Raw genomic sequence first — 18,082 nt, 5'->3', positions numbered from 1 at the left:
CTTTGGGCCAAGCCCTAACTAAAACAGGATTACTCATGTCCTTTGCTTCCCTCGGTCTCTCCGAGGCTTTAGTCCGCGCCATCGAGGCAGCGGGCTATACCGAGCCTACTCCGGTGCAACAGCGGGCCATTCCCGCCGTGTTGCAAGGTCGCGACCTGATGGTTGCGGCTCAGACAGGTACTGGTAAAACCGGCGGTTTCGCCCTCCCGATTCTGGAGCGGTTGTTCCCCAACGGTCACCCGGACAAGTCCCAGCGTCATGGCCCGCGCCAACCGCGCGTACTGGTCCTGACCCCTACCCGCGAACTCGCCGCCCAAGTGCATGACAGCTTCAAGCTGTATGCCCGCGACCTGAAGTTCGTCAGCGCCTGCATCTTCGGCGGCGTCGGCATGAACCCACAGGTTCAGGCCATGTCCCGTGGCGTTGACGTCCTCGTCGCCTGCCCGGGTCGTCTGCTCGACCTGTGCGGCCAAGGCAGCGTCGATTTGTCCCACGTGGAAATCCTCGTGCTGGACGAAGCCGACCGCATGCTCGACATGGGCTTTGTCCATGACGTGAAAAAGGTCCTCGCCCGCCTGCCTGCCAAACGTCAGAACCTGCTGTTCTCGGCAACGTTCTCCAACGACATCACCGCCCTGGCCGGCAAGTTGCTGCACAACCCGGAACGCATCGAAGTCACGCCGCCGAACACCACGGTCGAGCGTATCGAGCAACGCGTGTTCCGCCTGGCTGCCAGCCACAAGCGTTCGTTGCTCGCCCACCTGATCACCCATGGCGCGTGGGAACAGGTGCTGGTGTTCACCCGCACCAAGCACGGCGCCAACCGCCTGGCCGAGTACCTGGACAAGCACGGCCTCTCCGCCGTCGCCATCCACGGCAACAAGAGCCAGAACGCGCGCACCAAAGCGCTGGCCGACTTCAAGGCCGGTGAAGTACGCATCCTGGTGGCCACCGATATCGCCGCACGCGGCCTGGATATCGACCAACTGCCGCACGTGGTCAACTTCGAGCTGCCCAACGTCGACGAAGACTATGTACACCGTATCGGCCGTACCGGCCGCGCCGGTCGTTCGGGCGAAGCCATTTCCCTGGTAGCGCCGGACGAAGAAAAACTGCTGAAAAGCATCGAACGCATGACCAAGCAGAAAATTGCCGACGGCAACCTGATGGGCTTCGATTCCAGCGCCGTTGAGGCCGAGAAGCCTGAAGTGCGCGAGCGTCCGGACGTGCGTAACCCGCGCAACCCACGCGGTCCGAAGGGCGATGGCCCGAACGGCGGCGGTGGCGGCGGTGGTCGTCGCGACAAGGGCAAGGACAAGGGCGGCAAGGAAAAAGCGCCAACCAACGGCCGTGGCGAACGCCCGGCCCGCGAGCAGAAACCCCGTGAAGGCACCCCGGCCCGCGAACAGCGTCAGCCGAGCCAGCCAAGCCAGACGCCACGCGCCAGCGCCGACCGCGCGCCGGACGAGTTCCTCGACGACGATGTGGATAACTTCGGTAACCGCGTCGACTACGTGCCTCAGGCCAAACCGGCCCAGGGCCGTGGCCGTCGTCCAGGCGCTCCGGCTCCGGGCGCTGGCACCGGCACGGCCGCACCCCGTGGCGGTCAGCCACAGGGCGCGCGCCAGAACGGCCCGCGCAACAGCAGCGGCGGCACCACCGGCACCCCACCGGCCAAGCGCAGCGGCCCGCGTAACGGCGCACCGCGTGATGGCCAGGCGCGTCGCGAAGACTCGCGTAGCAACAACCGCCGCCCAGCCCGTGACGACCAGCCACAGTTGTCCGAGCCAGCGGTGCAAAACCCGCGCGGCGGCCCGGCACCAAAGATCATCCACAAGGAGTCGAAAGCCGATCGCTTCCCGACACCCGAGCAACTGGATCAGTTGCCAGGCCGTCCTCGTGGTGAAAAACCAGCGCTGCTGACCCGCAACCGCTGATTTTCAAAGCGTCATAAAAAATGCCCCGGATCGTGAGATCCGGGGCATTTTTGTGTGGCGGGCGAAAATTACTTCGCTTTCACACCTTCAAACGTCACGTACAGCTCAACATTGTTGGACGCTGGGCCCAGGTCCATCTGCTTGCCGAAGTCCTGGCGATTGAAGCTGGTGGTGCCTTCAAAACCGGCACGGTAGCCGCCCCATGGATCTTTGCCTTCACCCAGGAAGGTGGCCTTGACAACGATCGGCTTGGTCACGCCGTGCAGGGTCAGGTCGCCGGTCACGTCGGCAGTGACTTGGCCCGCAGCATTTTTACCGGTGGTTTTAACACTGGTGGAGACGAACTTGGCATCGGCAAACTTGCCAACGTCCAGGAAGTCTTTGCTGGAGATGTGCTTGTCACGTTCGGCGTGGTTGGTGAACACGCTGGCGGTACGGACGTTGAACTCAATCTTGCTGTCTTCAGGCTTGGCGGCATCGAAGCTGAACTTGCCGTCCAGGTCCTTGAACGTACCGGTGATGAAGCTGTAGCCCAAGTGGCTGATCTTGAAATCGACGAAGGCGTGCTGGCCTTCTTTGTCGACAACATAGTCAGCGGCCATCACCTGACCTGCCGACAGCAGAGCAGAACCGATTGCCAGAGCGGCGAGAGTCTTTTTCAACATGCTTTCTATTCCTTGTGAGTCGAGGTTGAACATCAGGCTTTGCGCCCCAGCATTCGCGTGAGGGTCGCATCACGATCGATAAAGTGGTGCTTCAACGCGGCTACGCCATGCAAGCCGGCGAAAACCACCAGCACCCAGGCGAGGTACAGATGCACCACGCCAGCGGTGTCTGCCTGGTCCGGCAAGCCGGAAACCACAGCAGGAATCTCAAACAGGCCAAACACCGGGATACCCACACCGTCTGCGGTGGAAATCAGGTAACCGGCAATCATCACGGCAAACAAACCGACATAAAGGAACGCATGGCCAAAGGCAGCACCGATTCGCGTCAGGCGGCTGTAGCTGGCCAGCGCCGGCGGCGGCGGGCTGATCAGGCGCCAGACAATACGCACCAGCATCACCGCGAACAGCGTGATGCCGATGCTTTTGTGCAGGTCCGGCGCGTCTTTGCGCCACGTGCTGTAGTAGTCGAGACCGACCATCCACAAGCCCAGGGCGAACAGACCAAACACCACCAGGGCCACGCCCCAATGCAACACCATGCTGACCCAGCCGTAGCGGGCTGGTGAGTTACGTAGCTGCATGTACTTAATCCCGTAAGAACTGTGCTCAAGACTAACGATTTACCTATCGAATTAAAGCGCAAATTTTTGCTTTGAAATATCGAGAAATATGATCATAAGCCTAGGCACGATACGTTAACGAGGGATTAAGACTATTCCCAAGAAACGTGACAGTCCGTCCTATGTTTACCGCGAATTCCCCACAATGGCTTGTGACACGGGCCTCCATTGCATAGGCTTGCGCGATTGTTTCACCTGCGAAGATGCAGGACCGCTTCGAGGAGATAGACGATGGGCTTGAACAACCAGTGGATGCAACGCGACCTCGCGGTGCTGTGGCATCCCTGCACCCAGATGAAAGACCACCAGCAACTGCCGCTGATCCCGATCAAGCGGGGTGAAGGCGTATGGCTGGAAGACTTCGAAGGCAAGCGCTACCTCGACGCCGTCAGCTCCTGGTGGGTCAACGTGTTCGGCCACGCCAACCCGCGCATCAACCAGCGCATCAAAGACCAGGTCGACCAACTGGAGCACGTGATCCTCGCCGGCTTCAGCCACCAGCCGGTGATCGAACTGTCCGAGCGCCTGGTGGCGATGACGCCTGAAGGCCTGACCCGGTGCTTCTACGCCGATAACGGCTCGTCGTGCATCGAAGTCGCGTTGAAGATGAGCTTTCACTATTGGCTCAACCGTGGCCTGCCGAACAAAAAGCGCTTCGTCACCCTGACCAACAGCTACCACGGCGAAACCATCGCCGCGATGTCGGTGGGCGACGTGCCGCTATTCACCGAGACCTACAAAGCGCTGCTGCTCGACACCATCAAAGTACCGAGCCCGGATTGCTACCTGCGCCCCGAGGGCATGAGCTGGGAAGAACACTCGCGCAACATGTTCCTGGCCATGGAACAGACCCTGGCCGACAACCACGACACGGTCGCCGCCGTAATCGTCGAACCGCTGATCCAGGGCGCCGGCGGCATGCGCATGTATCACCCGGTGTACCTCAAGCTGCTGCGCGAAGCCTGCGACCGCTACGGCGTACACCTGATCCACGACGAAATCGCCGTGGGCTTCGGCCGCACCGGCAGCATGTTCGCCTGTGAACAGGCCGGCATCCGCCCGGACTTCCTGTGCCTGTCCAAAGCCCTCACCGGCGGCTACCTGCCGCTGGCGGCGGTGGTCACCACCGAAGACGTCTACAGCGCCTTCTACGACGACTACCACACCCTGCGCGCCTTCCTGCATTCCCACAGCTACACCGGCAACCCGCTGGCGTGCGCGGCGGCCCTGGCGACCCTGGATATTTTCGAAGAAGACAACGTCATCGAAAACAACAAGGCCCTGGCCCAGCGCATGGCCACGGCCACCGCACACCTGGTGGACCACCCCCACGTGTCGGAAGTGCGCCAGACCGGCATGGTGCTGGCCATCGAGATGGTCCAGGACAAAGCCACCAAAACCGCCTACCCGTGGCAGGAACGCCGCGGCCTGAAGGTGTTCGAGCACGCCCTGGAGCGCGGTGCGCTGCTGCGGCCGTTGGGCAGCGTGGTGTATTTCCTGCCGCCGTATGTGATTACACCGGAGCAGATCGACTTCCTGGCCGAAGTGGCGAGTGAAGGGATCGATATCGCCACCAACAGCACCGTCAGCGTCGCCGTGCCGAAGGACTTTCACCCAGGCTTTCGCGATCCGGGCTGATTGGGCTCACTCGACTGATCGGGTGCCAGGTCTACCGTCATCGCGGGCAAGCCCGGCGCCCACAGGTTTTGTATTTTTCCAGAGAACAGAAATGAGACTGTCCCGCTTTTTCACCGACACCCCGTTGAGCCTCGGCGAGCATGAATTGCCCGAAGCCCAGGCGCACTACATCAGCCGCGTGCTGCGCATGGTCGAAGGCGATGCCGTGCAACTGTTCGACGGTTCCGGGCAGGAGTTTCGCGGCACGTTGCTGGAGGTCGGGAAAAAACGCGTCAGCGTGCAACTGACCGAGCAATTCGCCGGGCAGACCGAATCGCCGCTGCACATTCACCTCGGCCAGGGCCTGTCCCGGGGCGAGCGGATGGATTGGGCGATTCAGAAAGCCACCGAACTGGGCGTCAACGCCATCACGCCGATTTTCAGCGAGCGCTGCGAAGTGCGCCTCAAGGACGAACGCGCCGACAAACGCCTGCAGCACTGGCGCCAGGTGGCGATCAGTGCCTGTGAGCAATGCGGGCGTTCGACGGTGCCGGTGATTCACCCGCCGCTGTTACTGGCCGATTGGCTGAAGCAGACCGAGGCGGACCTGAAGCTGGTGCTGCACCCGGTCGCCGAGCCGATGATCAGCCACGCCAAGCCGTCGAGCCTGGCCTTTCTGATCGGCCCCGAGGGCGGCTTGACCGACCCTGAAATCGACACCGCCCAAGGCGCCGGCTTCCATGCCGCCCGCCTCGGCCCGCGCGTGTTGCGCACCGAAACCGCACCGGTTGTCGCGCTGTCGGTCGCCCAACAACTGTGGGGCGATTTCTGACCAACCCGAGGAGAGGGTTTATTCCACCGGATCGCTCGCTGGCTTAGCGAAGATCGCCTTCAACTCGGCGCTCATCGGAAACTCCAGGTTCAAGCCCTTCGGTGGGATCGGCGGCTCAAACCCGCGCCGACAAATCCCATCGATCGTTGGTTCTCGGGTGATGACGATTTAAGCGGCGCGGGGCGCCCGGCCCTGTCGTTGCTACCGCCGGCGATTCTGCAGTGGCAGCGCGCTTACCCGGACATTGCCTGCGAGCTGTCCAGCGACCATAGCCGCGAGTTGGTGCAGAAGCTGTTGATGCGCGAGATCGACCTGGCGCTGACCCTCAACTTCGCCGGCCACCCGGGACTCACCACCCAAGTGCTGGCCAACGAAGCCTTGGTCGCATTGGCGTCCAAGGGCTATTGGACCGAGGCGCAAACCCGCAAGCCGCTGCCGTTGGCGGAATTGGCGGGAGCGCCGTTGATTGGCCTGTCCAGCGCTGACCCCTTCACCGCCCTCGGCGCGTCGACGGCGACCACCCGCATCCGCACGCTCACACCGCCACTGCCGATCACCCTGTACGCCCTGACCCGCGCCAACGAACCGCCGCCGCACATGCTGGCCAACCTGCTGCAGATCTTCGGTGAGCGTGCCCGGGAGCTGCTGGAACGCCTGTAGTCAGCGCCCTCAACCCCACTGAAGAACCAATGTGGGAGGGGCGGTGCGACGATTCGACTTGCCCCCGATGGCGGTGGTTCAGTCAGCTTATTTGCCAACTGACACACCGCCATCGGGGGCAAGTCGAATCGTCGCACCGCCCCTCCCACATTTTTTAGACCGCTTCGTGCGTTAGAGCACGTAATGCATGATCGCCACAAAATGCAGCAAACTGCCGCCGATCACAAACAAATGCCAGATCCCATGGGAATGCCGCAGGCGATCCTCCAGGGCAAAAAAGATGATGCCGACGGTGTACAACACGCCGCCCGCCGCCAGCCAGATAAACCCCGCCGTACCCAGTACCGCAATCAGCGGCTTGACGGCCACCAGCACGATCCAACCCATCACCGCGTAGATCACGATCGACAGAACCCGCGCCTCGGAACGCGGCTTGATCTCCTGCAGAATGCCGACCACCGCCAGCCCCCACACGATCCCGAACAGCGTCCAGCCCCACGGGCCTCTTAAACTGACCAGGCAAAACGGCGTGTAACTGCCGGCGATCAACAGGTAGATCGAAAAGTGATCGACCTTCTGCATGATCGCTTTTCGCCGCCCCTGCACGCTGTGATACACCGTCGACGCGCTGTACAGCACCATCAGCGTAAAGCCATAAATCGCCACGCTGACAATCTTCCAGGGGCTGCCATCCAGGCTCGCCACCACCAACATCCACACGGCGCCCACACACGCCGCGATTGCACCGAGCAAATGGCTCCAGGCGTTGAATCGTTCCCCGTGGTACATCTGTCACTGCCCCCCTTGTAACCGTTAACCGCTGCCTGACAAGCGTCCCGCCTTGCGCATAAGAGTGCAAGGGCCTTATGACGTTCCGGCGACGCCGCGCGGTTTTGCGGGCACAATCGGCCGTATTCGAACAAGAGCCACGGCCATGCTGATCGACGAAGAGTTCACCCTCAAAAAGCTGGAAATCTTCCTGGCGTTCATGCGCACCGGCAACCTGGCCCGCGCCGCCGCCGAGCTGCAAACCAGCAACGTCAGCGTACACCGCGCCATCCACTCCCTGGAAAACGCCCTGCGCTGCCCGCTGTTCAAGCATGAAGGCCGCAACCTCACCCCGCTGGAAAGCGCCTACGTGCTCGAAGAACGTGCGCAAAAGCTGATAGCCGACGTGGTCGACAGCGTGCGTCTGACCCGCGAAGCCGCCGGGTTCTCCGCCGAACGCTTCAAGCTCGGCTCGCTGTATTCGCTGACGGTGAAAACCGTGCCGCAACTGATCATGGGCCTGAAAATCCGCCGCAGCGAACTCAACATCGACCTGATCCTCGGCTCCAACTTCGACCTGCTGTACAAGCTCAAGAACATGGAAGTCGACGCGATCCTCATCTCCCTCGACGAACACGCCAACGATCCCGACTGTGCGCAGATTGCGCTGTTCTCCGACGACATCTTCCTCGCCACGCCCGCCGATTCGCCCTTCGACCGCGAGCAGCAAATCGACCTGGCCGACGTGCGTGACGCCACGTTCATCACCCTCACCCAGGGCTTCGCCACCCACCAGGACGGCAACCGGGTGTTCAAGCAAGCGGGGTTCGAGCCGAAGGTGGCGATGCAGGTCAATGACATCTTCACGCTGCTGAGCATGGTCAGTTCGGGGGTGGGTTATGCGCTGCTGCCGGGAAGGATTGCGGCGGTGTATGAGAACCGCGTGAAGCTGATACCGCTGCAACCCAGGTATCGGTTGCAGCAGCATATCGGGGTGGTGTTCTTGAAGGCCAAGGAGCGCGACCCGAATTTACTGGCGTTGTTGGCGGAGTGTCGGATGTATGCCAATCGCCAGGTGACAGCCTGACAGACCGCTATCGGGGGCAAGCCCGGCGCCTGCCGTTGACCGAGCCGCCTGAGCATACTCGGTCAATAGGTGGGAGCAGGCTTGCCTGCGGCCCCGTCAACCCACCAAGCCACGCATGATCAGAAACAGCAACGACGGCCCCAGCAAGCATCCCAGCGCCGTATAGAACGCCGCTGTCAGGCAGCCGTAAGGCACCAGCTTCGGATCGGTTGCCGCCAGGCCTCCCGCCACACCGCTGGATGTGCCCATCAGGCCGCCGAAGATAACGGCACTGCGAGGGTTGTTCAGGCCAATCAATGGCGCTACAAACGGGGTCATCACCATCACCAGGATGGCCTTGATCAGCCCCGCGGCAATGGACAGCGCCATAACCTCGGAGCTGGCGCCAATCGCGGCACCGGTCACCGGGCCGACGATATAGGTCACCGCCCCGGCGCCTATGGTGGTGAGGCTTACGGCATCGGTATAACCAAATGCCATGGCCACCGACACACCGGCGATAAACGACGACCCTACGCCGATAAACAACGCCAGTACGCCAACGTACCCGGCTCGCTTAAGCTCATCCACACTCACGCCAAATGCCGTGGCCACGATGGCGAAGTCCCGCAGCATCGCCCCACCGAGCAGGCCAATGCCTGACAGCAACGGGATATCCACCACACCCTTGGCGCCGCCGGTGAAGGCGCCGCCGACGTATGACAGCAGCAACCCCAACAAAATGGCGATGGCCGAGCCGTGCAGACGGCCTTTGGTGAACGTGTTGGAAATCCAGTAGGACACCCACATGGTCAAGCCGATTACCGCGAAACCACTGATCAGGCCGTAGCCGGTGATCACTTTCATCATCGATTCGTACATAGCGATCACCCGGCATCTTTAGTGGGAACAACAGCGCTTGGCTCCTGGTTGCCGATGCGCATCAGCACCGGCACCAAGGCAAACCCGAGCACCACCGCAAACGTCCCGGCCAAGATCGCCATGGGCCCGCCACTGATGGCGCCATAGACGTTTTGCTGGGCAGCCATGGCCACCACAATCGGGATATAGATAGCCGCCCAAAAGCTCACGCCTTGTTCCGACTTAACGGTAAACAAGCCACGCTTGCTGAGGTAACTGCCCAGGCCGATCAACAGCAACATGGCGATGCCAACCCCGCCGACGTTGGCCGGGATACCCATCCATTTACCCAGCAGTTCGCCCACAAACAGCCCGACCAACGTGCAAAGCGCCAGAAACGCCACACCATAGATAATCATTGTTGTTGTCCTCAAAGTGCTCGATCGATTTTTTGTTTTTGTGCTTCGAAAGCCTTGGGTAGTGCTTTATCGGTCGCGGTGTTCCTCCTCTTCCAGCAGGGCCTGCACGGTGTCCAGGCGCGCACCTTCGCAGGCGATCACCGTGCCTTGTTCGAACACGCGGCGTGACAAACCGGTGAGTACGGCGCCGGGGGGCAGTTCGATTTGCAGGCGCACGCCGCGCTCATAGGCGCTTTGCACGGTGCCGCGCCAGTCGACCACGCGGCACATGTTGAAGGCCAGGTCGTCGCGCAACTGCGCAGGGTCGTGGATCGGCCGCGCCCGTGTGCTGCTCAGGTAGGTGATACGCGGAGCCTTGAGCGTGACGAACGCTTCAGCCAGCGCCTGGGCCGGCCGCTGCAGCAGCGCGCAATGGGACGGCACGCTGACGGCCAGACGCTTGGCGATGCCGTTGCCTTTGACGCGCTGGGCCACGCGCTGCATCGCTTCATCGCTGCCGGCGATCACCGTCTGGTTATCGGCGTTGATATTGGCCAGGTACACCGGGGTTTCGGGGCTATGGATTTCGGCCAGCAGGGTTTCGACAGTGGATAAGTCCGGGCCGATCAAGGCGGTCATGCCGTAGCCCTGTGGATAAGCCTGCTGCATCAGTTCGCCACGCAGGCTGACCAGCCTGACCGCGTCGGCAAAGTCCAGGGCCCCGGCAATCACCGCCGCCGGGTAAGCGCCGATGGACAAGCCCGCCACATAATCCGGCGTGCGCGCCAGCAGACGCGCATGGGCCACGCCCGCAATCAACAGACACAACTGCACGGCGCGGGTACTGGCCAAGGCCCGCGCAGAATCGAGCTGGCGCACGTCTTCACCCAAGGCCGCGCTGGCTTCGTCCAGCACCGGCGCGGGCAGATGCCCGAGCATGCCGGGCCGTTGCGCGCCCTGCCCCGGAAACACCAGCAGGCTGCTCATATCAGCGCCTGCCAGGGATCAATCACCAGATGCGCACCGCTGGCGGCTTTGAGCAGCACGCGGCGTGACGAGCCCGCCCATTCGCGCAAGGCGACGGCGCCAAACGGGGTTTGCAGTTGCAGGTCCACAACGCAGGCTGCCGTGTCCAGGATCGCCAGCAAGTCCCCGGCGTCGCGTCGTTCAAGCGGCTCTGGGGTGCGCAGGATCAAATCCAGATCGCTGCTGTCATGCAGCGCTTCAATGCCCGTGGCCAATTCAAAACCCGCACTGCCGCTGACGCCCCAGTCCTTCTGCGCCAGCATCGGCCGCAATTGAGCGAGCGCGCGCAATGCCGGTACATCGCGGGGCGAGATCACCTCGCGCAGCGCTTCCGGCACCACCCGCCGTTGCACCAGCGCCAGCGGCATTTCGGCGGCGAAACGCTGCTCGCGCAAACGCCCGCGCACGCCGACCGCCACATGGCCCGGTTGCGCAATGGCGCGACGGACCACCACCGGCTGCCCGGCACCGAGCGCCGCCAGCACCCAGGCCGGCGCATCGGCAGGGACATGCGCCGGGGTCATGCCCCAGAGCAGGTCGTGAGCGTTCACCATTGCGCCCGCAGCAGTTGGCGGACATGGCTGGAGGCAGAACGATTGGTGGCGCCGAGGCGACCGCTCAAATCACGGCCATCGACATCCCTGATCGCATTGACCAGGCAATCGCTGACCCGCGCCACATCGTCCTTCGTCGGCTGTTCAATCTGGCTGACCGATAGGGTCTCCCAGAGCAAACCGAGGCTGGCATAACTGTCGATGTCATAGGCCATCGGCGGCACGCTGGCGGCCAGGGCTTCGAGTTCTTCGACGCTGCGCAGGGTTACCCGCGCCGCCGAGGCCTTGCCCATGGCGTGTACCATCACGCCGGGGTCGCGCAGGGCGATCAAGCGGTTGGCCTGGTAACCGTGGGCGAGGAACGCACCGGACATGGCCTTGCCCACCAACAACCCGATCACCGGGTGCCCGGCCAGACGGGCGCGGGCGTAGCTGTCGACGGCAGCCGCCAGGGCTTGATGAATGCCGAGGGCTTCTTCGCGACGGCCGTAGGCTTGGCTCGGCACATCGACGATGGCGATCAGTGGGCGTTTGTCGCCCGTCGCGATGGCTTCATCCACGGCTTTGGCCAAACCCCACCCTTCGAGCAAGCCGACTTCGCCGTTGCGTGCGCGGGGGAAGCGGTTTTGCGCGTCGGGGACCACGGCGATAAAGCGCACCTGGTGTTCACCCAATACGCCATCGGCGACTTTCAGCGAGTTCGGCAATCCTTCCACAGGTTGGGCGCCGGCACTCAATGCGTTGAACCACTGCAAACCTCTCATGAGCGTTCTCCCTGATAAAGATCGCGAACCGTCGCCGGGTCGATTTGCGGTTCGGCGTCCAGCTCAGCCAGGCGCGCCAGATAGAAGTCGGCCCGGCGGCTGCGTTGTTGGGCCGGCAAACCGAGCTGCAACAACGCGCTGACGGTCTGCTGAATCTGCGCGACATCGTCTGCCACGTAACGGTCGGCCAAGCCGCTGTTGAAGCGTTGCTCGCCGCCGGTCAGGCTCCAGATAAAGGGCCGATCGCGGGAATCGTATTCGTCCAGGCCGGCTTCCTGCTCGATCACCTGCGGACCGTTCAGGCCCAGCCGCGCTTCGCGGGTCACCACCAGGTAGCTGCACAGCCCGGCGGCGATGGACATGCCGCCAAAGCAACCGACGCTGCCCGCCACCACAGCGATCACCGGCTGATACTGGCGCAGATCGACAATCGCGGCGTGAATATCGGCAATCGCCGCCAGGCCCAGGTTGGCTTCCTGCAGGCGCACGCCACCGGTTTCCAGCAGCAGCACGGCGCAGGTCGGGATGCCGTTGCGGTTGTCTTCGGCCGCCAGCTCAAGGGCTCCGGCGATTTTTGCGCCGCCGACTTCACCGAGGCTGCCACCCTGGAAGTTGCCTTCGATCGCGGCGATCACCACCGGCTTGCCGGCGATGCGGCCTTTGCCGATCACCACACCGTCATCGGCCTGGGGCACCACGCCCTGAAGGCTGAGCCAGGGCGACATGACTCGCTGAAACGGGTCGATCAGTTCACGGTAAGAGCCCGCGTCCAACAAGGCCTTGGCCCGCTGCCGTGCGCCCAGTTCGACGAAGCTGTGTTTGCTGAGCAAGTCAGTCATGGCCGATCTCCTCGAAGCCCTGCTCCAGGCGCAGGCGCACCACGCCGGGGGTGGCGCCGAAGTCGTGGATATCAATGTTCAGTGCTGGCGGTGTCTGCTCCAGGAAGATCCGCTCGAACAGGTGCTGCCAGCGTTGTTCGGCGCCATTCACCGAGGTCTGCACCTGAATGGTCAGGATGCCGGGCGTGCCCGGTTCCAGCAGCACTTCGAGGTCGCCCGAACCGACACACCCCACCAGCGCGCGGCCTTTGGGTGGCTGCCCGGCGGGGAATTCAAAGGATAAAGTTTCCATCAAAACGCTCCGTCGAGGCGGTCGATAAACAGGCAGGCGGCCAACAGGTCGGCGGCGCCACCGGGGGAGGCATTCAGGGCCAACAGCTGTTGATCGAGTTCGTGCAGGTGGCGGCGCCCCGCGAGGGTGGCGCTGCCGCCGGCGTCGAGCACCGCTTGCGCGCCGTGTTGCATGGCGTGCAGGCCGGCGGGGCCAGCGCGGTAGAGCACGCAGGTGTCGGCCAGGTCGGTCATGATCGCGAGCAAGGCATCCAGGCGTGCGTTCTGCTCACCGGCCTGTTGCTGGCGGCTTTTGTGCAGTCGCGGCAGGCCGCGTTGCAGCACTGAAGGGAAACCCAGTTGGGCTTCTTCACGGGCACCGCGTGCGCCGTAACGTTGCGCCACCTGCGCGCCGTGGCTCATCGGTTGCGGGGCATAGCGATCGTCGAGCAGGGCCAGTTTTGCCGCTTTTAAGGTCACGGCATTCGGGGTGCAGGATTGCGGCTCCAGTGCCGCTGCGGCGGTGAGTAAGCCGAGGGCCCAGATCGCACCGCGATGGGTGTTCACACCGTCGGTGGTGACGAGCATCGCCTGCTCACCGTCGCGACCGATGCGGCCGAGGGCTTCGCGCAGGGGCAAGCCGACTTCGCCGATGTCGAGGGCGGCTTCGGCCATTGCCAGGAACATCGGCCACAAGGACAACGCCGAGGCGTGCATCAGGCCCAGGTGCAAGTCGCTGTGGGCGCCGTTGCCACGGCGGTCCACCAGGGCGGGTTTGGGCGACAGGTCGGCTTCGTCGATCAACGCGTCGACGGCGAGGTCCGCCAGGCGTTCGGCGAGGCTGAGTTCGTGCAGTTTGAGGGCGCGCATTCACCAGCTCCTGAACTTGGCGGGCGGGTTGTACAAACCACCGGACCACTCCACCAGATCGGCCACGCTCTTGGCGGCCAACAATTCGCGGGTGGCGTCGGTGCGGCGGATGCCGAGGTCTTCGGGCAAGGCGATCAGGCCTTCGCGACGCATGCGCGCGGTGTCCTTGGGGTTATGGCGCAGGCCGATGGCGGTCACCCCGGCGACGGCGGCGATCATCGCCTGGCGCTCTTCCAGGGAACGCGCCTTGTACAGGTAGGCGATGCCTTCTTCGGTGAGCAGGTGGGTGACGTCGTCGCCGTAGATCATGATCGGCGCCAGGGGCATGCCGCTTTTACGCGCCACTTCCACCGCGTCGAGGGTGTTGACGAAGGTCGGTTTGCCGCCCTCCTGGAACGTCTCGACCATTTGCACCACGAGCTTTTTGCCGCGCTCCAAGAGTGCTTCGGGGGCATCCTCGTGACGCATATCGAGCCAGGCCGGGGTGCCATGGCGGCGACCGCGCGGGTCGTGGCCCATGTTCGGCGCGCCGCCAAAACCGGCGAGGCGGCCACGGGTGACCGTGGAGGAATGCCCGTCGCCGTCCACTTGCAGGGTGGCGCCGATAAACAGGTCCACCGCGTATTGGCCGGCCAGTTGGCAGAACATCCGGTTGGAGCGCATGGAACCGTCGCGGCCGGTGAAGAACACATCCGGGCGGGCGGCGATGTAATTTTCCATGCCCAGCTCGGTGCCGAAACAATGCACGCTTTCGACCCAGCCGCTTTCGATGGCGGGAATCAGCGTGGGGTGCGGGTTGAGGGTCCAGTTGCGGCAGATCTTGCCCTTCAGGCCCAGGGATTCGCCGTAGGTGGGCAGGATCAATTCGATGGCGGCAGTGTTGAAGCCGATGCCGTGGTTGAGCGACTGCACGTTGTGTTTTTCGTAGATGCCACGGATCGCCATCATCGCCATCAGCACATGCACCGGCTTGATGTGGCGCGGGTCGCGGGTGAACAGCGGTTCGATGTAGAACGGCTTGTCAGCCACCACCACAAAATCCACCCAACTGGCCGGGATGTCGACGCGGGGCAAGTCAGTGACGTCGTCCACCAACTGGTTGACCTGCACGATGACGATGCCGTCGCTGAACGCGGCAGGCTCGATCAACGCAGGGGTGTCTTCGGTACTCGCGCCGGTGTAGATGTTACCGGCGCGGTCGGCCATGAATCCGGCCGAGAGCACCACATTGGGGATCAGATCCACCACCAGCCGGGCATAGAGTTCGATGTAGGTGTGGATCGCGCCGATTTCCAGCAAGCCGTCTTCCAGCAACTGGCTGATGCGCAGGGATTGGGTGCCGGCGAAGGAGAAGTCGAGCTTGCGTGCGATGCCCTTCTCAAACAGATCCAGGTGCTCGGACCGGCCGACACTGGGCATGATCATGTGCAAATCGTGGAGCTTGGCCGGGTCGGCCTTGGCCAGGGAGCGCGAGAGGAAATCCGCCTGCTTCTGGTTATTGCCTTCCAGCACCACGCGGTCGCCGGGGAGGATCAGGGCTTCGAGGGCCTCGACGATTTTGTCGCTGGGCAGCACGGCCCCATCCGCATACTGCTTGACCAGCCCGAGCCGCCGCTGCTTTTCATCGCGCCGCCGCGTCCAGCGCGAGTCGGGGGTAATTATTGTTGTCATGGTCGCTCCACGGGTTTGCTGTCGTGGGCTGTACCTTAGGAGTGATTCAGAGGGGCATCAATCAAGCTGGGCGCTGAATCGTTACGGCTGGAGTAATGAATAAGCAACAAACACGGGGTTAAGCCTAATGGGGAGCAACATGCCCCCCAAAGCAGCCCACAGTGCTACTCGAAGCGCGGTAAATGCGGAACCGCAATCGGCTTTTGCGCACTCACCCATGCGTCGAACCCTCCGGTGATCGATGTTACGTGCAGGTAGCCCATATCAAGCAGCGATACAGCCGCGAGCGCAGCGCGACCACCCGTTTTGCAGTACAGCACGACTTTAAGGTCTCGCGAACTGAGCGCGGTATCGTTGGTCAGTTTAAATTCCAGCATGCCGCGCGACGCATGCACAGCGCCCGATATATGACCTGCGGCATACTCGTCGGCTTCACGTACATCAATCAGTACATCCGCATTCTGGATAGCCAGGTCAACGTCTTCGATGGCAACTTCTTCGATACGGGCCTTAGCCTCTACTACAAGATCGTGGGCAGTTTTAATCATGGTATTTGGGAAGCGTCCAGTTGGGAGAGTGACCCGACGTTCAAAGCGGCGCCGCAACACCTGCGCGGCTCCCATCGGTATTAATCATGTGGTCGGCCATCTCGGAAAACATACGTTGCAGCTTCGCATTCAGGGCTGCGTCATCCACCTGCTCGTTGATTGCCTGACGCATGCACAGCATCCATTCGTCGCGCTCGACAATACTGACTGCAAAGGGCGCATGTCGCATGCGCAAACGAGGGTGGCCACGTTCCTGATGGAACAGTGGCGGGCCGCCAAGCCAGCCACTCAGGAACTTGAATAGACTGTCGGCGCTGCCGGCGAGACTCTGTGGGTGCATCTGACGCACTATTCTCGCCTCGGCCAGCACCTCCATCAGTTTGTAAAAGCGGTCGACCAGTTTATGGATACCCGCCTCTCCCCCTAACTGGAGATAAGTACTGGTGGTGTTCTTATGCGCGGTACTCAATAGTTCAGTCATATCGTCAGCACTCAATGTTGGAACTTTATCCCGCCGGCAAGCGCATGCGTCACCCAGCACTGCCATTGGCAGATGGCGCCGCCGTCGCTTATCGGAACGGGCCATAACCAGGCAGTTAGCACGCGCCATGCCAAGAGCGGAAATGTGTTTTTTATTGATTGATAACAAATACTTAAATATTCAAGCACGAAGATGGCAGATGCGTTGGCAGTTACATACTCTGCCAATCGGCTATGACGGCAGTGGTTGGCAGTCAGGGTTCGGGCTGAGCCCCTACGACTTGTGGCAGGCCGAGCATCCAGAGCAACCGGTCATTGAGCGATAAAGACGAGCGCTAACCTGTGTGGGAGGGGGCTTGCCCCCGATGGCAGTGGCTCAGTTACAGATACTGAGACTGACACACCGCTATCGAGGTAAGCCCCCTCCCACATTTGTTCGGTGGTGTCTTTTAAATGGCGGTCCCCAAAAAGGAACGATCAGTCGCTGTTTGGGAACGCTTCACGATGCTGGAGAAGGGCTGACTTGCTCCAGCGCTCTGTCGACCAGCAACTGCCCCAACGCCGCCATTTGCTGGATTCCGAGCATGATTACGCGCTGGGAGCGACACGTTCATGCCGGGCGCAAAATATTGCAGGAAGAATCCGAACGCTGACTCATCACAACGCCATCACCACCTTGACCGCTCCAAGACCTTCGAGGGCGTAGCTGTTGTACTCATACACGCCCCCCTGAATATCCAACCGAAGCACGCCCTCATGCTCACTTACTTGCACATCGGGTTCTTTGGTTTTCAGAAATGGATGAGCCGACACCAACCCTGTGAGTATTTCCTGATCACTCCCCAGGTCCTTATGAACGTAGTACCTGTAGGAAAAGCCCACCGTCGCACCACCCTGCCCATCCCGCGCGCCGTAGATTGAGGTGCCGTTGCCCAAGGAATGTTTCAACACCACCTCATCCAGATCCGGTGCCCCGGGCGACATGACCCAACTGCCCGCGATATAAATCAGGCAGACCACTAACAGGCAGTTACGCAGGATCGGTATGAAGCCTTCAGTGGCCTTGAGAAATCGCATACTCAATACCTCTCCTTATCCAATATTGATCTCGCGGGTCATCACCAAAAGGATCACCTCCCCACCATGATCCAAAATCCGGATGGGTGGTTTTTGCGATGGTCTGAGCAACACCAGCGGCGCGCAGCAACACGTGCTCAGGAATGCCCAACACCGTACCAGTTGCACCGTAATTGAAGTTACCAAAAGCCTCGTATTGGCGCCCTCGCTTCTTGTAGTTCCATGGCCCGGCAGCTCTGACCTAAGAATAAAACCAGGAGTAGGCGAACGCCGAGCCTGACTGGAGATGAACACGCTTGCATTTGGCTATTGCCATATTTTCTAGAAGTGAAACACCAGGCGGCATTAACGGTACGGCCATGTGCCGGTCCTTGTTGGCAGTGAGGGGCGCTGAAATTAGCATCCCACTCAGGCCAGAAAACCTGCCCAATCCAAGTAAAGAACTTGCCTACATAAACAACATCCCATTCCGACAGAGGCTTGCCCCCGATGGCAGTGGCTCAGTTACAGATACTAAGACTGACACACCGCTATCGGGGGCAAGCCCCCTCCCACA

General features: G+C 61.9%; 20 protein-coding genes and 3 pseudogenes. 5 read left to right on the top strand and 18 right to left on the bottom strand.

From position 1 onward, the window contains the following. Positions 1–35: 35 nt before the first annotated feature. Positions 36–1,937, top strand: coding sequence for a DEAD/DEAH box helicase (locus ACP7CJ_RS08150; RefSeq protein ID WP_426099985.1), 1,902 nt, complete (start codon positions 36–38; stop codon positions 1,935–1,937). 68 nt (positions 1,938–2,005) lie between these two features. Here ACP7CJ_RS08150 and ACP7CJ_RS08145 read toward each other — a convergent pair whose 3' ends face one another. Together ACP7CJ_RS08145 and ACP7CJ_RS08140 are read right to left on the bottom strand one after the other, a co-directional pair. Beyond that, entirely contained in the window at positions 2,006–2,602 is a 597-nt protein-coding gene (locus ACP7CJ_RS08145; protein WP_017844972.1) for a YceI family protein, read from the bottom strand. Positions 2,603–2,634: 32 nt separating this feature from the next. Next, positions 2,635–3,186, bottom strand: a complete 552-nt coding sequence (locus tag ACP7CJ_RS08140; protein ID WP_247407209.1) for a cytochrome b — start codon at positions 3,184–3,186, stop codon at positions 2,635–2,637. A gap of 270 nt (positions 3,187–3,456) precedes the next feature. Between ACP7CJ_RS08140 and ACP7CJ_RS08135 the strand changes: the two genes are divergently transcribed. Both ACP7CJ_RS08135 and ACP7CJ_RS08130 read left to right on the top strand, forming a co-directional pair. Beyond that, positions 3,457–4,863 (top strand): adenosylmethionine--8-amino-7-oxononanoate transaminase, encoded by a 1,407-nt coding sequence (locus tag ACP7CJ_RS08135; RefSeq protein WP_426099984.1) that lies wholly within the window; start codon positions 3,457–3,459, stop codon positions 4,861–4,863. 91 nt (positions 4,864–4,954) lie between these two features. Further along, complete coding sequence (locus ACP7CJ_RS08130; protein WP_276195271.1) at positions 4,955–5,674, top strand: 16S rRNA (uracil(1498)-N(3))-methyltransferase; 720 nt, start codon at positions 4,955–4,957, stop codon at positions 5,672–5,674. Between the two features lie 18 nt (positions 5,675–5,692). Here the strand turns inward: ACP7CJ_RS08130 and ACP7CJ_RS08125 are convergent. Further along, positions 5,693–5,818, bottom strand: a pseudogene (locus ACP7CJ_RS08125) (transporter substrate-binding domain-containing protein); the annotation flags it as partial. Positions 5,819–5,863: 45 nt separating this feature from the next. Here ACP7CJ_RS08125 and ACP7CJ_RS08120 point away from each other — a divergent pair. Beyond that, positions 5,864–6,334: pseudogene (locus ACP7CJ_RS08120) on the top strand (LysR substrate-binding domain-containing protein); the annotation flags it as partial. A 171-nt stretch (positions 6,335–6,505) separates the two neighbouring features. Here ACP7CJ_RS08120 and trhA read toward each other — a convergent pair. After that, on the bottom strand, positions 6,506–7,123 hold the full coding sequence (gene trhA, locus ACP7CJ_RS08115; protein WP_276195272.1) for a PAQR family membrane homeostasis protein TrhA: 618 nt from the start codon (positions 7,121–7,123) through the stop codon (positions 6,506–6,508). A 145-nt stretch (positions 7,124–7,268) separates the two neighbouring features. On the opposite strand from trhA, the gene ACP7CJ_RS08110 reads away from it, so the two are divergent. Then, positions 7,269–8,189 (top strand): LysR family transcriptional regulator, encoded by a 921-nt coding sequence (locus ACP7CJ_RS08110; RefSeq protein WP_426099983.1) that lies wholly within the window; start codon positions 7,269–7,271, stop codon positions 8,187–8,189. A 96-nt stretch (positions 8,190–8,285) separates the two neighbouring features. Here ACP7CJ_RS08110 and madM read toward each other — a convergent pair whose 3' ends face one another. The 14 genes and pseudogenes from madM to ACP7CJ_RS08040 form a co-directional block, all read right to left on the bottom strand. Further along, positions 8,286–9,050 carry a malonate transporter subunit MadM gene (gene madM / locus ACP7CJ_RS08105; protein WP_276195274.1) on the bottom strand — a complete coding sequence of 255 codons (765 nt, stop codon included), beginning with the start codon at positions 9,048–9,050 and terminating at the stop codon, positions 8,286–8,288. Between the two features lie 5 nt (positions 9,051–9,055). After that, positions 9,056–9,448, bottom strand: a complete 393-nt coding sequence (madL, locus tag ACP7CJ_RS08100) for a malonate transporter subunit MadL (protein WP_276195275.1) — start codon at positions 9,446–9,448, stop codon at positions 9,056–9,058. A 66-nt stretch (positions 9,449–9,514) separates the two neighbouring features. Next, complete coding sequence (gene mdcH / locus ACP7CJ_RS08095) at positions 9,515–10,414, bottom strand: malonate decarboxylase subunit epsilon (RefSeq protein ID WP_426099982.1); 900 nt, start codon at positions 10,412–10,414, stop codon at positions 9,515–9,517. After that, complete coding sequence (locus ACP7CJ_RS08090) at positions 10,411–11,007, bottom strand: malonate decarboxylase holo-ACP synthase (protein ID WP_276195277.1); 597 nt, start codon at positions 11,005–11,007, stop codon at positions 10,411–10,413. Before ACP7CJ_RS08090 ends, mdcH begins: the two co-directional genes overlap by 4 nt. Beyond that, complete coding sequence (mdcE, locus tag ACP7CJ_RS08085; protein ID WP_276195278.1) at positions 11,001–11,771, bottom strand: biotin-independent malonate decarboxylase subunit gamma; 771 nt, start codon at positions 11,769–11,771, stop codon at positions 11,001–11,003. Before mdcE ends, ACP7CJ_RS08090 begins: the two co-directional genes overlap by 7 nt. Then, positions 11,768–12,610 (bottom strand): biotin-independent malonate decarboxylase subunit beta, encoded by an 843-nt coding sequence (locus tag ACP7CJ_RS08080; protein ID WP_276195279.1) that lies wholly within the window; start codon positions 12,608–12,610, stop codon positions 11,768–11,770. Before ACP7CJ_RS08080 ends, mdcE begins: the two co-directional genes overlap by 4 nt. Next, positions 12,603–12,902 carry a malonate decarboxylase subunit delta gene (locus tag ACP7CJ_RS08075; protein WP_276195280.1) on the bottom strand — a complete coding sequence of 100 codons (300 nt, stop codon included), beginning with the start codon at positions 12,900–12,902 and terminating at the stop codon, positions 12,603–12,605. Before ACP7CJ_RS08075 ends, ACP7CJ_RS08080 begins: the two co-directional genes overlap by 8 nt. Further along, positions 12,902–13,750: a triphosphoribosyl-dephospho-CoA synthase gene (locus ACP7CJ_RS08070; RefSeq protein ID WP_276195281.1), complete on the bottom strand. Its 849-nt coding sequence runs from the start codon at positions 13,748–13,750 to the stop codon at positions 12,902–12,904. The genes ACP7CJ_RS08075 and ACP7CJ_RS08070 overlap by 1 nt, the downstream gene beginning before the upstream one ends. Then, entirely contained in the window at positions 13,751–15,421 is a 1,671-nt protein-coding gene (gene mdcA / locus ACP7CJ_RS08065; RefSeq protein ID WP_276195282.1) for a malonate decarboxylase subunit alpha, read from the bottom strand. A gap of 164 nt (positions 15,422–15,585) precedes the next feature. After that, positions 15,586–15,966, bottom strand: coding sequence for a rhodanese-like domain-containing protein (locus ACP7CJ_RS08060; RefSeq protein ID WP_276198003.1), 381 nt, complete (start codon positions 15,964–15,966; stop codon positions 15,586–15,588). Between the two features lie 43 nt (positions 15,967–16,009). Further along, a complete protein-coding gene (locus ACP7CJ_RS08055) occupies positions 16,010–16,450 on the bottom strand; it encodes a group II truncated hemoglobin (RefSeq protein ID WP_426099981.1) in 441 nt (146 codons plus the stop codon). Positions 16,451–16,948: 498 nt separating this feature from the next. Then, positions 16,949–17,050, bottom strand: a pseudogene (locus ACP7CJ_RS08050) (DUF6124 family protein); the annotation flags it as partial. A 56-nt stretch (positions 17,051–17,106) separates the two neighbouring features. Next, a complete protein-coding gene (locus ACP7CJ_RS08045) occupies positions 17,107–17,526 on the bottom strand; it encodes a hypothetical protein (protein ID WP_426099980.1) in 420 nt (139 codons plus the stop codon). Further along, entirely contained in the window at positions 17,504–17,680 is a 177-nt protein-coding gene (locus ACP7CJ_RS08040; protein WP_426099979.1) for a polymorphic toxin type 44 domain-containing protein, read from the bottom strand. Before ACP7CJ_RS08040 ends, ACP7CJ_RS08045 begins: the two co-directional genes overlap by 23 nt. Between the last annotated feature and the right edge of the window lie 402 nt (positions 17,681–18,082).

It is taken from the genome of Pseudomonas sp. PSPC3-2 (assembly GCF_049897085.1).
GTDB lineage: Bacteria > Pseudomonadota > Gammaproteobacteria > Pseudomonadales > Pseudomonadaceae > Aquipseudomonas > Aquipseudomonas paraveronii.
Note: the sequence above shows the minus strand (reverse complement) of the source record. Positions and strands in the feature narration are given on the sequence as shown.

What these genes read in the sequence shown, in the direction of transcription:
- mdcA (WP_276195282.1), bottom strand. Translation starts at nt 15,421, where the DNA reads ATGACAACAATAATTACCCCCGACTCGCGCTGGACGCGGCGGCGCGAT.
- mdcE (WP_276195278.1), bottom strand. Translation starts at nt 11,771, where the DNA reads ATGAGAGGTTTGCAGTGGTTCAACGCATTGAGTGCCGGCGCCCAACCT.
- ACP7CJ_RS08150 (WP_426099985.1), top strand. Translation starts at nt 36, where the DNA reads ATGTCCTTTGCTTCCCTCGGTCTCTCCGAGGCTTTAGTCCGCGCCATC.
- madL (WP_276195275.1), bottom strand. Translation starts at nt 9,448, where the DNA reads ATGATTATCTATGGTGTGGCGTTTCTGGCGCTTTGCACGTTGGTCGGG.
- ACP7CJ_RS08055 (WP_426099981.1), bottom strand. Translation starts at nt 16,450, where the DNA reads ATGACTGAACTATTGAGTACCGCGCATAAGAACACCACCAGTACTTAT.
- ACP7CJ_RS08145 (WP_017844972.1), bottom strand. Translation starts at nt 2,602, where the DNA reads ATGTTGAAAAAGACTCTCGCCGCTCTGGCAATCGGTTCTGCTCTGCTG.
- ACP7CJ_RS08140 (WP_247407209.1), bottom strand. Translation starts at nt 3,186, where the DNA reads ATGCAGCTACGTAACTCACCAGCCCGCTACGGCTGGGTCAGCATGGTG.
- ACP7CJ_RS08110 (WP_426099983.1), top strand. Translation starts at nt 7,269, where the DNA reads ATGCTGATCGACGAAGAGTTCACCCTCAAAAAGCTGGAAATCTTCCTG.
- ACP7CJ_RS08090 (WP_276195277.1), bottom strand. Translation starts at nt 11,007, where the DNA reads ATGGTGAACGCTCACGACCTGCTCTGGGGCATGACCCCGGCGCATGTC.
- ACP7CJ_RS08075 (WP_276195280.1), bottom strand. Translation starts at nt 12,902, where the DNA reads ATGGAAACTTTATCCTTTGAATTCCCCGCCGGGCAGCCACCCAAAGGC.
- mdcH (WP_426099982.1), bottom strand. Translation starts at nt 10,414, where the DNA reads ATGAGCAGCCTGCTGGTGTTTCCGGGGCAGGGCGCGCAACGGCCCGGC.
- madM (WP_276195274.1), bottom strand. Translation starts at nt 9,050, where the DNA reads ATGTACGAATCGATGATGAAAGTGATCACCGGCTACGGCCTGATCAGT.
- ACP7CJ_RS08045 (WP_426099980.1), bottom strand. Translation starts at nt 17,526, where the DNA reads ATGCGATTTCTCAAGGCCACTGAAGGCTTCATACCGATCCTGCGTAAC.
- ACP7CJ_RS08135 (WP_426099984.1), top strand. Translation starts at nt 3,457, where the DNA reads ATGGGCTTGAACAACCAGTGGATGCAACGCGACCTCGCGGTGCTGTGG.
- ACP7CJ_RS08070 (WP_276195281.1), bottom strand. Translation starts at nt 13,750, where the DNA reads ATGCGCGCCCTCAAACTGCACGAACTCAGCCTCGCCGAACGCCTGGCG.
- ACP7CJ_RS08130 (WP_276195271.1), top strand. Translation starts at nt 4,955, where the DNA reads ATGAGACTGTCCCGCTTTTTCACCGACACCCCGTTGAGCCTCGGCGAG.
- ACP7CJ_RS08080 (WP_276195279.1), bottom strand. Translation starts at nt 12,610, where the DNA reads ATGACTGACTTGCTCAGCAAACACAGCTTCGTCGAACTGGGCGCACGG.
- trhA (WP_276195272.1), bottom strand. Translation starts at nt 7,123, where the DNA reads ATGTACCACGGGGAACGATTCAACGCCTGGAGCCATTTGCTCGGTGCA.